This is a genomic window from Spirosoma litoris (genome assembly GCF_054776755.1).
In genome coordinates this window covers 238217-250544 of record NZ_BAAHBI010000023.1, presented here as the reverse complement: position 1 = coordinate 250544, position 12328 = coordinate 238217, and the positions used below count along the sequence as shown (strand labels likewise).

At 47.1% G+C, this 12328-nt stretch carries 13 protein-coding genes; 9 read left to right on the top strand and 4 right to left on the bottom strand.

Annotated features, from left to right (window positions below):
- Nucleotides 1–198: 198 nt before the first annotated feature.
- On the bottom strand, nucleotides 199–2580 hold the full coding sequence (locus tag ACYVGR_RS16135; protein WP_460958425.1) for an alpha-L-rhamnosidase-related protein: 2382 nt from the start codon (nucleotides 2578–2580) through the stop codon (nucleotides 199–201).
- 103 nt (nucleotides 2581–2683) lie between these two features.
- On the opposite strand from ACYVGR_RS16135, the gene ACYVGR_RS16130 reads away from it, so the two are divergent.
- From ACYVGR_RS16130 to ACYVGR_RS16100, 7 genes are all read left to right on the top strand, one after another.
- Entirely contained in the window at nucleotides 2684–4162 is a 1479-nt protein-coding gene (locus ACYVGR_RS16130; RefSeq protein ID WP_460958423.1) for a xylulokinase, read from the top strand.
- A gap of 38 nt (nucleotides 4163–4200) precedes the next feature.
- Nucleotides 4201–4425, top strand: a complete 225-nt coding sequence (locus ACYVGR_RS16125) for a DUF433 domain-containing protein (RefSeq protein ID WP_460958421.1) — start codon at nucleotides 4201–4203, stop codon at nucleotides 4423–4425.
- The gene (locus ACYVGR_RS16120; RefSeq protein WP_460958419.1) at nucleotides 4422–4784 is read left to right on the top strand and encodes a DUF5615 family PIN-like protein; all 363 of its coding nucleotides are present in this window, start codon (nucleotides 4422–4424) and stop codon (nucleotides 4782–4784) included. The genes ACYVGR_RS16125 and ACYVGR_RS16120 overlap by 4 nt, the downstream gene beginning before the upstream one ends.
- A 150-nt stretch (nucleotides 4785–4934) precedes the next feature.
- Nucleotides 4935–5705: a hypothetical protein gene (locus ACYVGR_RS16115; RefSeq protein ID WP_460958417.1), complete on the top strand. Its 771-nt coding sequence runs from the start codon at nucleotides 4935–4937 to the stop codon at nucleotides 5703–5705.
- Between the two features lie 44 nt (nucleotides 5706–5749).
- A complete protein-coding gene (locus ACYVGR_RS16110; protein WP_460958415.1) occupies nucleotides 5750–6490 on the top strand; it encodes a putative periplasmic lipoprotein in 741 nt (246 codons plus the stop codon).
- Between the two features lie 29 nt (nucleotides 6491–6519).
- Nucleotides 6520–6987 carry a hypothetical protein gene (locus tag ACYVGR_RS16105; RefSeq protein WP_460958413.1) on the top strand — a complete coding sequence of 156 codons (468 nt, stop codon included), beginning with the start codon at nucleotides 6520–6522 and terminating at the stop codon, nucleotides 6985–6987.
- 130 nt (nucleotides 6988–7117) lie between these two features.
- Entirely contained in the window at nucleotides 7118–7585 is a 468-nt protein-coding gene (locus tag ACYVGR_RS16100; RefSeq protein ID WP_460958411.1) for a nuclear transport factor 2 family protein, read from the top strand.
- A gap of 59 nt (nucleotides 7586–7644) precedes the next feature.
- On the opposite strand, the gene ACYVGR_RS16095 is transcribed toward ACYVGR_RS16100, so the two are convergent.
- Nucleotides 7645–8472 carry an enoyl-CoA hydratase-related protein gene (locus tag ACYVGR_RS16095; protein WP_460958409.1) on the bottom strand — a complete coding sequence of 276 codons (828 nt, stop codon included), beginning with the start codon at nucleotides 8470–8472 and terminating at the stop codon, nucleotides 7645–7647.
- Nucleotides 8473–8582: 110 nt separating this feature from the next.
- Here ACYVGR_RS16095 and ACYVGR_RS16090 point away from each other — a divergent pair, with 110 nt between their 5' ends.
- Complete coding sequence (locus ACYVGR_RS16090; protein ID WP_460958407.1) at nucleotides 8583–9707, top strand: T9SS type A sorting domain-containing protein; 1125 nt, start codon at nucleotides 8583–8585, stop codon at nucleotides 9705–9707.
- Nucleotides 9708–9729: 22 nt separating this feature from the next.
- On the opposite strand, the gene ACYVGR_RS16085 is transcribed toward ACYVGR_RS16090, so the two are convergent.
- Both ACYVGR_RS16085 and accD read right to left on the bottom strand, forming a co-directional pair.
- Complete coding sequence (locus tag ACYVGR_RS16085; RefSeq protein ID WP_460958405.1) at nucleotides 9730–10707, bottom strand: radical SAM protein; 978 nt, start codon at nucleotides 10705–10707, stop codon at nucleotides 9730–9732.
- A 103-nt stretch (nucleotides 10708–10810) separates the two neighbouring features.
- Nucleotides 10811–11653 carry an acetyl-CoA carboxylase, carboxyltransferase subunit beta gene (gene accD, locus ACYVGR_RS16080; RefSeq protein ID WP_460958403.1) on the bottom strand — a complete coding sequence of 281 codons (843 nt, stop codon included), beginning with the start codon at nucleotides 11651–11653 and terminating at the stop codon, nucleotides 10811–10813.
- A 195-nt stretch (nucleotides 11654–11848) separates the two neighbouring features.
- On the opposite strand from accD, the gene ACYVGR_RS16075 reads away from it, so the two are divergent.
- Nucleotides 11849–12298: a hypothetical protein gene (locus ACYVGR_RS16075; RefSeq protein WP_460958401.1), complete on the top strand. Its 450-nt coding sequence runs from the start codon at nucleotides 11849–11851 to the stop codon at nucleotides 12296–12298.
- The last annotated feature ends 30 nt before the right edge of the window (nucleotides 12299–12328 follow it).

Genomic DNA, 12328 nt, shown 5'->3' with positions numbered 1-12328 from the left:
TGGCTTACCCAAACAAAATTTGGCCTAAAACTTGACTTTTGACACAGTTCATGACAAAAAGTATATTATAAATAGCTAACAATCAGTCGACAACTCCAGAATTAATCCATTATTCACGTTATTTTTAAGTAACGTGGACATTGTCCAGATAGGTAAAGTTTAGTTTTACAGCTATGCGGACATCCTGTCCGCGTTACATCACAAACTCACGGTTTGTTTCCCAGCCTTCAGCGGCAGTGATTTCCCTTTCCAGCGCAAGGTGCCGCTTAAGTTAGCAGGAAGCGTAACACTACCGGTCAATGCCCCCGTTGGTGATTTCTGAAACTGCACGGCAATCTCGCCCGATGGATGCGGCATCTTTCCTTCAACGCTGGTTAGGTCGCCCATAAACGGTTCGATACGTACAGATTTGAAGCCGGGTTCGGCGGTTCGGATGCCGCAGGTAGTGGAAAGGAATTCGTATAAAGGTGATGCACTCCAGGCATGACAATCTGAACGAGTCGGTTCAGGGTTTTCGGCGAAGGTTGTTAAGCCAATGGCCAACATATCGCGCCAGGGTTTTAGCTGAGCAATAAACTGATCACCCAGGCCCGTCTTTTTAAGCGCTTCAAACAGGTAGAATTTGAAATAGAACGTGGCCTGCGTCAGCGACGTGTCAGCCATTGTTTTCTGCAACAGAGCAGCCTGTTGCGTAGCAGGGACGGCATTCGTCAGCACAGCCAGGATATTGGCGTGCTGGCTAAATGAATTCTTATCGGGCGTGTCGGCGAATAAATTACGACCGGCATCCCAGCACTGCTCGTAAACTGCTTTATTCAAGCGTCGGGCGAGTTCGCGGTAGTGTTCTGCCAGTTCATTTTTCCCGTAATGCGCCAGCAGATCCGCAGCCCGAATGTAGGTGTACGCCTGTTGCAACGATAGAATGCTGGACCCGCCTTTACGCGCTCCATTTGGAATACCTCCCGAAATTTCATCCTTTGCATTTTTCCACTTCGACCAGTCTACAAAGTTCCACCACTCCAATGGTCCGTTAAGACCCGTTTTGGCAATACGCTGTTCATGCCAGTTCAATACACCCAGAATACCGGGCAACATCGATTTCACAAAGGCATCGTCCTGCCGATGCATCCAATAATCATGCACCATGCAGACCCAGTATAGTGAAAAAGTAGGAATCACCTGAAAATCAGCCGACGGGTAACGACTTTGTGTAAGACCATCGTTGAAACGGCTATGGTCGTAATCAGTAATAGCTTTCCGCATCAGTCGGTCGTCGCCCGTTACGTAGAGCGAAATCATGGCCTGAATCCGGGTGTCGCCCGTGTATTGAAGTTGCTCGTAATAGGGGCAGTCGTAGTAGGTTTCGCCTGCACAAAGTCGGGCGGTTCGCCAGCCAACGTTCCAGAGCGCTTTCAAGGTCGTATCGCTGGCCGCAAATTTCGCTTTCTCTTCAAACGGATACCCGGTGAATTTCCCGACCAGATCGTCCAGAACCAGCGGTTCGTCTTTCGTTTCAACCGTCAGCTGGAGGTAGCGATACGTACGAAACCAGAGCGGTCGGAAGATTCGTTTGTCGCTGCCATCAGCCACAAGCTGATCGTCGAACCCACGCATTGTTCGCCCTTCTACGTCATTCCGGTTTCCTTTCTGTCCTTTTGCGTCAATCAGTGCTTCGGCATACGAGAGCGTTATAAGGGCTCCTTTGCCTTTGCTAACCGTTAGTTCAGGATAGGCATTGGTCAGATAACTCTGATCGAGCATGAACACTGCTTTTGTGTTAGCCGGAACCGTTACGGGTGCTTTACCCTGCAAAAAAGCCGCATCCATCTTCCCATTTTCGCTCCGTCGAACCGCTGCCAGTCGAACAACAGTTTCCTCCATCATCGGAATAGTTCGAGGCACTAGTGCCCAGTTACCGTCGGTGCCTAACCCACGCGGTTTCGTTGGAAAGCCAAACGGTTTGGCGGTTGCCCAGGCTTTATCGTCAAAATTGGTCTGCTCCCATCCCCAGGGGTATCTAGCCGCATCGATACGATCGCCATCACCCATAACAATGTACGTACGTAGTTTTGGAATATCGTTTTTGACGGGCGAGTACGACGGATTCTGGAACACCTTCCAACTGGCATCGGTATTAACCACCTTTTCAGCTTCGCCATCGCCTTGGAGCAGAAAACCAAACTGATAGCTCATCTGCGCAAACGGCGCACTCTCACCCATGTACCACACCTGTGCCGCCAGCACATTATGGCCTGCTTGCAGAAAAGGCGCCAGATCAAGTGTTTCGTAGTTCCAGTTCTGGGTATCACTACGAGCGGGGCCCAGCGCTACCGCTTTTCCATTGACAAAAAATCGGTAGCGGTTGTCGGCCGAAATATGCACCACAAAGCGAGTCGGTTTTTGTGCTAAATCAATGCCTTTTCGGAAATGATAAATGCCGTATTGACGGGCTGGAGCTGTTGGATGTATAATCCAGCGGGCAGGCCAGTATTGATTTGTCCAATCGGGCGTGGGTGCCTGCGCAAATCCAGCTGATTTTATGACTAAGTCAAGGGCCACAAAAAGTAGAAATCGTTTCATAGGAGTCAAATAATGTGCAAGATAAGAGACATTTTTGCTGTACTTACTGATTATCCTTGTCTCGTTGTACTTTAGCAACGGATTTCCTAATTCCGGTAGCCCTATGTATTTTCTTGGATTCGATCTTGGCAGTTCGTCTGTTAAAGCCAGCTTATTAGATGCCGACAGTGGCAAAGTTGTCGCATCAGCCTTCTTCCCTCAACCCGAAATGGTTATCGAGGCCCCGCAGCCGGGATTCGCGGAACAACAGCCTGAAATCTGGTGGCAAAATGCCTGCCTGGCCAGCAAGGCCGTGATGCAACAGACCAATATCAACCCCGGCGATGTGAAAGCCATTGGCATTTCGTACCAGATGCATGGGCTTGTGGTGGTCGACAAGGATTTCAATGTATTACGCCCCTCTATTATCTGGTGCGATAGCCGGGCCGTTCCGTATGGTAATCAGGCGTTTGATGCCCTTGGCCATGATCATACGCTGCATCATCTGCTTAACTCTCCCGGCAACTTCACGGCGGCAAAACTAGCCTGGGTCAAAGCCAACGAACCCGATGTGTACGCTCAGGTGGATAAATTCATGCTTCCTGGCGATTATCTGGCCGCCCGCATGACAGGCGACATTGTTACGACCGCATCGGGACTTTCAGAAGGCGCTTTCTGGGATTTTCAGGCCAATCAACCGGCTAAATTCCTGCTCGATTATTTTGATTTTGATGCCTCTTTAATTCCAACGATTAAGCCAACCTTTGCCCAACAAGGCGAAATAACGGCAACTGCTGCCATCGAACTGGGTCTTGCTGCTGGCACGCCCGTTACCTATCGCGCTGGCGATCAGCCGAATAATGCTTTTTCATTGAATGTACTGGAACCCGGTCAGATTGCGGCAACGGCTGGTACATCGGGCGTTGTATACGGGGTGAGTGACCAGGCCAAATACGACCCAAAATCGCGGGTAAATACGTTTCTGCACGTTAACAGCTTGGTTGAGACGCCACGTTATGGCGTTTTACTATGCGTAAACGGAACAGGTATTTTAAACAGCTGGCTTCGGAATCAGGTACTAGGCCGATCGATTGGTTATGACGATATGAATCGACTGGCGCACGAGTCGCCTATTGGTGCCGACGGACTGGTGTGTTTACCCTTTGGCAACGGAGCCGAACGTATGCTTGAAAACGCCGACTTGGGCGCTTCGTTTCATGGTCTTCAGCTAACTCGTCACGGCCTGCCACACATGATTCGGGCGGCACAGGAAGGTATCGTGTTTGCGCTTTATTATGGCATCCAGATCATGGAAAGCGTGGGCGTAGGTTTACAAACCATCCGGGCAGGTGAAGCCAATATGTTCCTCAGTCCCCTCTTCCGCGACACAATGGCCAACCTAACTGGCGCTACCATTGAGCTATACAATACCGATGGCGCACAGGGCGCTGCCCGTGGAGCTGGCTTAGGATTAGGCTACTATAAAACAGCCCAAGAAGCCTTCACCGAATTACACGTAACCAAGACAATTGAGCCCAATATGCGGGCGCAGGAAGCGTATCGGGATGCTTATGGACGGTGGCTTTCGATGTTAACAAAATGACTATTAGTTGATTAATTTTGTATAAATGGATATGAACTATGGTCGACTATCGTCAAATTATCACAATTGAACCGGGCAAGCGAGGAGGCAAACCTTGTATTCGAGGTATGCGCATTACTGTTGGTGATATTTTAGCCTGGTTAGCCTCTGGCATGTCAATGGATGATATTATCAGTGATTTCCCAGAGCTAACCAAAGATGACATTTATGCCAGTCTGGCCTTTGCCGCTCATAAAGAGAACTATCTTCGAGTAGCTGCATGAAACTTCTACTCGACCAGAACATTTCATTCCGTGTTGTTAAAAAGCTTAAGGAGTATTTTCCTGTAATTGAAGGCGTGCGTGAGAATGGGCTCTACAATCAGGATGATCGAGTTATTTGGGAATTTAGTCGCCAAAATGGCTTCACAGTTGTCACCTTTGATGAAGATCTATACAATCTAACAACGCTTTATGGTCCTCCTCCAAAAATAATCTGGCTGCGAACGGGCAATTTAACTAACGACGAGATTGTTGAGTTACTGACTCGCTATAAGCCTACGATTGAATCATTTGTGACTGACAAATTAATGGAAATTGATGGCTGTTTAGCCATTTACCGTTCGGGAACGATTCATTTATAATTGTTCTCCATACTACTGCACGTAACAAAAAAGAATTTGATATGCTGGTGCAGGAAGCGTATCGGGATGCTTATGGACGGTGGTTGTCAAAATTAAGAAACCTTTAATATATGCGATCAAACCAGTAGTTTACTTTATCAAAAAAAGGATATGAAACGCCTGGCTCTATTATTACTTTTTTCGGTGATTTTCTTAGGCTGTATGCCTACCGTACAGGTAGTTACCTTGCGGGGGTCAAACGTTAATCCGGTTAGTGAAGGGCTGGTATTAGACAATGATACCCTTACACTTCGCTACAATTTTGCCAGTGAACGGGGCGAAATGCAGGTTTCTGTTGTTAACAAGCTTAACAAGCCACTCTATATTGACTGGAAACGATCATCGTTTATTATTGGGCAAAAAACGTTCGACTATTGGTATGATGTAGCTAATGTAAACCTGTCGAGTTCGGGGTATATCTATCGATATGGAAAATCTAATTTTTCGTCAATAAATTCTTCTACAGAAGGCACTATTTCAAAAGATAATCCTATTTCTTTTATTCCGCCACATACCAAAGCGATTAAGCGACAATTTATCGTATTCCCGAATGGAACAGTACCCATGCCTGGTATGCCGATTGTTAGTCAGGAACAGGCCCGATGGTCGGCTAATTCAAAAAAGACAATAACGGTTCGTGCCTATACCTATCTGCCCGAACAATCCCCTCTCCATTTCCGCAACTACTTAACTCTATCGGTCGATAAGGATTTTAAAACGGAGTTTTATATCGATACGCAATTCTGGGCATCGGCCATACGGGTTGAACCGAAACCACAAGTGGCGGGTGTTGAAGTCAGACAAGCCAATGGCTTATACGTTAATACAAAGCCATTTGCCCAGAAAGATGGATTCTTTGTTATTTTGCCGAGACGACAATAATTCATTCATCAATGCCGGTTCATCAATCAAATCCACTTTATGATATGAAACGTCTCACTTTACTTTTCTGCACATTAATCGCTCTGGCTAGCTGCTCGCCTACTGTTCAGGTCATTACGCTACGAGGTTCCAATGTTCAACCAGCCGAGGAAGGTTTGATAATGGATAACGACACGCTGACCCTTCGCTATAGTTTTGCGAGTGAACGTGGACTGATGCACATTAGCTTACTCAATAAACTCAAACAGCCCTTATACGTTGACTGGAAGCGATCTTCATTCATCATTGGTCAGAATAAAGTAGATTACTGGTACGATGTAGCCGATGTATCAATGACAGGAACATCGTCACGATATTCTCGCTATACGACTACCTCATTGAGTGGAACCATGGCGAAGGCCGATAAGATTAGCTTTATTCCGCCCCAGACGAAACTCGAAAAAGAACAATTTCTGGTCGTTCCGTCAGGGACTGTTCAGCTTTCAGGACCTTTCAAAATTGAGCGAGAAAAAGGGAAATGGGTTGAGACAAAAAATGTTGATGTCAAATTATACTCGTATTCAGCGGATCAGTCGCCCTTTACGTTCCGCAACTACTTGACGCTGTCGACCGATAAAGATTTTAAGACCGAATTTGCGATTGATACCAAATTCTGGGCATCCGATGCCAAAGTACTTCCGCGCGATCAGCTATTGACCGAAAAAACAACGGGTGAGTATCAATATTCAATACCTGTTCCCTTTAAACAAGCCGATAGCTTTTACGTCCCAATACCTGCCCAATAGTCATTTCACAAAGCCTTCACCCTTTTCCTATGAACCCAATCTTCGCAAAACTTAATTATAAATCTCAGCCCGAAATTGCGGTTATTAACTCGCCCGCTGAGTTTGCGCCTGTCGTCGATGAAATGCGACCTGTGACGATGATCGTTACTGATCCTCAACAGATTCAAGTCGGTGAGTTTGCTATTGCCTTCGTAAAAACGCAGCAGGAAGTGGATTCGTTAACCCCGATTCTGGCCGACAAACTGAAAGGCGATTGCATCCTTTGGATGACGTACCCCAAAGGCAGTTCTAAAAAGCACAAATGTGATTTCAATCGCGATACCGGCTGGGCTGTTTTGGGAACGCTGGGCTTTGAACCCGTCAGAATGGTTGCTATCGACGAGGATTGGAGTGCGTTGCGATTTCGGCGCGTTGAGTACGTCAAAAAAATGACCCGCCAGCAAAGTGGTGCACTAACCGAAGAAGGTAAAACAAAAACCACGTCGAAAGCGAGTTGAACGGTTATTGACAAATAAGGAAACATGTTGCATGGGCACTTTCAATGATTGGCAAGCAGTATCTATATGAAATGATTGTAAATCAGTATATTTAGCGTTTCAGGCCTTCTCTCGGAAACCAACATATCAAATGAAGCTCGTACTGCTACTATCCTGTCTGTTTTTAACAACCTCTGTTTTTGCTCAATCGAATAACGAAGAGGCAGCTGTAAAATCCACTGTAAACCGACTTTTTGAAGGGATGCAGAAAGCTGATTCAACCATCTTGAAGCCGCTATTTACACCAACTGCCCGGTTACAGACAGTGGCGAACAAACAAGGTGATATCTCGGTACGAGACGACGCCATTTCACTGTTTATCAATTCGATAGGCAAAGCAACAGCAGGAACACTAGATGAGCGCCTGGCCAGCATAGAGGTAAAAATTGATGCAGAACTAGCCACCGCCTGGACACCCTATGTTTTTTATCGTAACGACACCAAAAGTCACTGTGGTGTCAATGCCTTTACGCTCGTAAAGATGAATGGCAGTTGGAAAATCCAGACAATCATCGACACACGTCGAAAAGAAAACTGCCCAGATTTACCAAAGAAATAGTTTTATTAATGGACAATCAATAACATTATCATCTGATTATCAATCAGATAACCTATTCATTATTCATATACTTTTCCGCCCCATTTCGGTTTGCGTTTTTCGAGAAAGGCTGCCATCCCTTCTTTGGCGTCAGGAGTTTGCTGAAGTTGCACAAACTGTTCATATAAAAACGCCTGTTGTTCATCAGACGGCAGGCGTTTTAGTTGCTGGGCGGTTCGTAAACCAGCCTGCATAGCCGTAGGCGAAAATTGCTTTAGCTCATCGGTCAGTTTAGAAACGGCATCAGTCAACTCATTGGCAGATACTACCTCGGTCACTAATCCAATAGCCTTGGCCTCTGTGACCGAAAGCACTCGAGCGCGCAGACAGAGGTCGAGTGCCGTACGAGCAGGCATAATGTCGAGTAGAACAGCCAGTACCTGAAACGGAAACAGTCCTCGTTTTACTTCGGGCAAACTGAACGTTGCTGAGTCAGCCGCAAAAACGTAGGTGCTACCTCCTACCAGCAAAAATCCACCAGCATACACTGGGCCCTGCACCCGTGCAATACATGGCTTATGCAATCCCGCCATCAACTCCCCCAAGCGAACCGGTCCCGATGGCTCTGGTATGGTGGCTACTTCTACATCACCCGATGATAAGCTTTTCAGATCCATACCGGCGCAAAACGTATCGCCCGCAGCGGCCAGCACAACCAGCCAGACATCGGCGGAGTAATGGGCAAAGGCCAGCGCAAAAGCCAGCTCGGCCAGCATTGGCGGGTTCAACGCATTCTTCTTTTCTGGACGGTTCAGGGTAATGGTCAACACATGGTCGTTGAACTCTACCAGTAAATACCGGAAACCTTCCGAGGGTAGTTGAGCAGTTTGGGTAGCGGTGTACAGCATGCCAGAAAGGTACGGAAATACCGTTTAAAAAATCTTTAGAAACAAGTATATGGCTACATAGCCATATGCAGTTATCAAAAAACCACGTCCTTCTCTTTCTCCTATCTAGTATGAAAACGTTTTTATTTCTGGCAGTTCTGAGCGTACAGGTAGCCCAGGCTACACATTTAATTGGTGGCTACATTCAGGTAAAGCCTGTAGCAGGATCAGGGCTTACATATGAAGTAATAGCTACTATCTATTCGTATGCGGGTTCCGCAACCTCAGAAGCTTCTTCGTTAAGTATTTGCTTTGGTGATGGTAATACAAGAGAAGTTCCTCGTTCAAGCCTGCTATATGTTACACTCGGCAGTAATACCATTAGTTCAAAAATTGGCATCAATACGTATCGGATTAACCATACTTACAGTGGACCCGGTACATACACACTAACGACATCGCTAGCTAACCGAACTCCGGCGCTCAACATTCCAAACAGTGTCGCACAACAGGAACCACTAGCGCTCACGACAACCTTCATAACGGGTTCTCTGTCCAACCAAACGCCTTCACTAGCTATTCCGCCAAATGGATTTACTGTTGGGCTCGGTCAAAAAACCACCCTGGCATTCCGGGCAACCGATGCCGATGGTGATAGTCTGGCTTATGGATTGGTTAAGCCGTTGACGAACACAACGCCCGACTTTTGTGCGCATCGATCAATGACCGCTTACCAATTCCCCAATGACGTTACGCATCAGGGAACCTATAAACTCAATAACCGGACGGGCGATTTGACCTGGGATGCGCCCACTCAACAGGGAAATTATAGCGTCGTTATTTCAGTAAGCGGATATCGGAATGGCATTTTAATTAGCCAAACCATTCAGGAAATTGCCCTCATTGTTACAGACCAGCCCGGTACACCCAATACGATTCCAGCTTACGAACCTGCTATAGAAGGAAACGGGATTATTACGGCACTCCCCAATTATCTCGATTCTGATTTTACACTAACCACCTTTCCAAGTCCAGTAGATGATCAACTACAGGTCATCATCCAAACCAGTAATCTAACCACCGCTACGATCCAGCTAGTCGATGTAGGTGGTCGCAAACTCTACGAGTTAGACTCGGCCAAGTCCGCCCGTCAACATGAGCAAGTGATCAGTATGGGGAGTTTAACGCCGGGGGTATATATACTCCGGGCGGTCACGGGCAATCGATCTTTGTCGAGGAAAATCGTGAAGCGGTAATTTTTGTTAGCATGACAAGAAGCTAGAACAACTGCTTCCAGGTACCTTTCATCCAATTGTATTTCAGCGTACTGGGTAAAGCTCGCCAGAAATATTTAGTTACCTCAACGGCAAATGAGGGCTGCATGTAGCAGTTTATGGCACAGCCTTCACAAGCAGGCAAGCGCCCCTCTAAAGCCACTAGTTTCTGGACTTCGTTGGAGCGGTAGAGGTCGTACAGATGGTTGTCAATGGGGAAATCTTTCAGCCCTAAGTGATAGCAGGGTAAGACTAATTTATTTTCGGGAGAAATAACAATGGTCGTGCTGGCTGCCCGGCAAATTGGGTCTTCGACATGGTTACCACCATCGCGCCGAAGCTGGATAAAGCCATCGTTGAGGTAAACGTTTTTCTGTTTTCCCCACCACGCCATCTGTTGAAGCGCGTTCTCCGAAAAGCGGTCGCCGGTTTCAACGGTGTTGTATTCGAATACGGGGTTCAGAATCAGCACCAGCTCGTTGGGCAGACAAATTTCTTCGTACATCTGCCTGATTTGATGCACATTGTGCTCAAATACCGTAAACAGAATATCGGGTCGTTCACCCAGTTGTTTGGCAATGGCAATGGACTCCATAACCTTATCGAAGCACTTTACACCCCGCGATTGGTCATGTTCCTCGGCTATCGGCGAATCAAGTGAGAAATGAAGCATATCGACCAATCCGCGCAGTTTTTCGGCCTGTTTGGGATACAGGAGCGCATTGGTCGTAACGGTGGTAATTAAGCCGAGTTGTTTGGCTTCCTGAAGTAATTCGGGGAGTTGTCTGTGCAGTAAAGGCTCGCCCCCCGTAAAATCAACAACTCGGACGCCTAGTTTTTTGAGATCACGCAGATTCTGGCGCGCATTCTCAAGCGTAATATAGGGCGAAGGGCGCTCCCAAATGTCGCAAAAACTACAGCTCGCATTACAGCGATAAGTCAGGTAGTAATTGCAAAGAACAGGATGGGAAACGAGACGCATAGATAGTGGAAGAAGTTAGGAGTTAGGAGCGAGGAGTGAGAATCCATCGGGCAGAAACATTTGTGCCAACATTCTCACTCCTCGCTCCTAACTCCTAATACTATTACTGTAGCATCTTAAACAACGTCACGACTTTGTCTTTCAGATCTTTCCGGTCAACAATGAAGTCGAGGAAGCCATGCTCGAGCACAAATTCGGCACTTTGAAAGCCTTTGGGCAGGTCTTTACCGATGGTTTCCCGAATAACGCGTGGGCCAGCAAAACCGATCAGCGACTCGGGTTCAGAAATATTGAAATCGCCCAGCATGGCGTAAGACGCCGTAACACCACCCGTTGTCGGATCGGTCAGCAGCGAGACGTAAGGCAATTTAGCCCGATCTAACAAGGCTAATTTAGCGGAGGTTTTAGCCATCTGCATGAGCGAAAAACCAGCTTCCATCATCCGCGCACCACCCGACTTGGAGATCATCAGGAAAGGCGTCCTATTCTTGATCGCATGGTCAATAGCACGAGCAATTTTTTCGCCCACCACCGAGCCCATAGAGCCGCCGATGAAGTTGAAGTCCATAACAGCCATCGTTACGGTCAGTCCGTTCATTGGACCATAAGCCGTCCGGACCGCATCTTTCAAGCCTGTTTTTTCGATGGTTGCCTTAACTCGGGCTGGGTAAGGTTTTGTATCCACGAAATTCAGGGGGTCAGCCGATTGCATGTTCGCATCGAGTTCGGTGAACTCGTTATCATCGAACAGGATCGAAAAATAGGCCTCTGAACCGATTTTTTCGTGATAGTTGCAATGAATACAGGTATACGCATTGAGTTTGTGCTCCCGCGTCTGCATTGCTTTTTTACAGTTCGGACATTGATACCACAACCCATCGGGAGCCTCCCGTTTCATTTCGGTTGGGGTCTGAATACCTTTATCTTTTCGGACGAACCAGGACATTTTCAGTAAATAGTTAGCAACAAAGGACTGTAAAGGTACAAAGAAAACCAGACCAACGAGTACAAGTTAACCGTATAGCCAATCATTCGACAACTGATGCCCATGCTGGAGAGCGTACCCTTATCCTAAAAACCGGACAGTCGTTTTAGCGTTCATTCGGTTTTTTTATGCCTGATAAAGTTGTTGATTTGCTCTATGAAACACGCATTGACTATTTTCTTGCTAGGCATCACCCTATCTGCTTTTGGCCAAGCATCGGTGGCTTATTATCCGTTCAACAGTCTTGTTACCGTCAGTTCCAATGCCGATCGTGCGTTCTGGTTCGATGGTCGTTTGCAGACAAACACCGTTTTCGGATCGCTCAGTACCACATTGTGCCCCATGGTGAATGTCTCCCGGAAGAGCCAGGTAAATATCTATACGGGTCTGGGCGTACGGTTCAATGCACTGAATGGAGTCGATGATCGCGATATTCTGGAGGGTTACTCGCTACACATAGGCGCCCGGATAAAACCGCTAACTTTCATGCCGAATCTACGCGTTGCCTTCGAACTTGCCCCTTATTCTCGTAAAGACTTCAAGACCGGAAACCTGCAATCATTCCTGGGTTTAGCGTATCAGTTTTCGAAAAGGAGAAAGGAATAAAAGGGGACAAGGGAGGAGGGGGAGGAAAGG

What these genes read in the sequence shown, in the direction of transcription:
- ACYVGR_RS16135 (WP_460958425.1), bottom strand. Translation starts at nt 2,580, where the DNA reads ATGAAACGATTTCTACTTTTTGTGGCCCTTGACTTAGTCATAAAATCA.
- ACYVGR_RS16130 (WP_460958423.1), top strand. Translation starts at nt 2,684, where the DNA reads ATGTATTTTCTTGGATTCGATCTTGGCAGTTCGTCTGTTAAAGCCAGC.
- ACYVGR_RS16125 (WP_460958421.1), top strand. Translation starts at nt 4,201, where the DNA reads ATGGTCGACTATCGTCAAATTATCACAATTGAACCGGGCAAGCGAGGA.
- ACYVGR_RS16120 (WP_460958419.1), top strand. Translation starts at nt 4,422, where the DNA reads ATGAAACTTCTACTCGACCAGAACATTTCATTCCGTGTTGTTAAAAAG.
- ACYVGR_RS16115 (WP_460958417.1), top strand. Translation starts at nt 4,935, where the DNA reads ATGAAACGCCTGGCTCTATTATTACTTTTTTCGGTGATTTTCTTAGGC.
- ACYVGR_RS16110 (WP_460958415.1), top strand. Translation starts at nt 5,750, where the DNA reads ATGAAACGTCTCACTTTACTTTTCTGCACATTAATCGCTCTGGCTAGC.
- ACYVGR_RS16105 (WP_460958413.1), top strand. Translation starts at nt 6,520, where the DNA reads ATGAACCCAATCTTCGCAAAACTTAATTATAAATCTCAGCCCGAAATT.
- ACYVGR_RS16100 (WP_460958411.1), top strand. Translation starts at nt 7,118, where the DNA reads ATGAAGCTCGTACTGCTACTATCCTGTCTGTTTTTAACAACCTCTGTT.
- ACYVGR_RS16095 (WP_460958409.1), bottom strand. Translation starts at nt 8,472, where the DNA reads ATGCTGTACACCGCTACCCAAACTGCTCAACTACCCTCGGAAGGTTTC.
- ACYVGR_RS16090 (WP_460958407.1), top strand. Translation starts at nt 8,583, where the DNA reads ATGAAAACGTTTTTATTTCTGGCAGTTCTGAGCGTACAGGTAGCCCAG.
- ACYVGR_RS16085 (WP_460958405.1), bottom strand. Translation starts at nt 10,707, where the DNA reads ATGCGTCTCGTTTCCCATCCTGTTCTTTGCAATTACTACCTGACTTAT.
- accD (WP_460958403.1), bottom strand. Translation starts at nt 11,653, where the DNA reads ATGTCCTGGTTCGTCCGAAAAGATAAAGGTATTCAGACCCCAACCGAA.
- ACYVGR_RS16075 (WP_460958401.1), top strand. Translation starts at nt 11,849, where the DNA reads ATGAAACACGCATTGACTATTTTCTTGCTAGGCATCACCCTATCTGCT.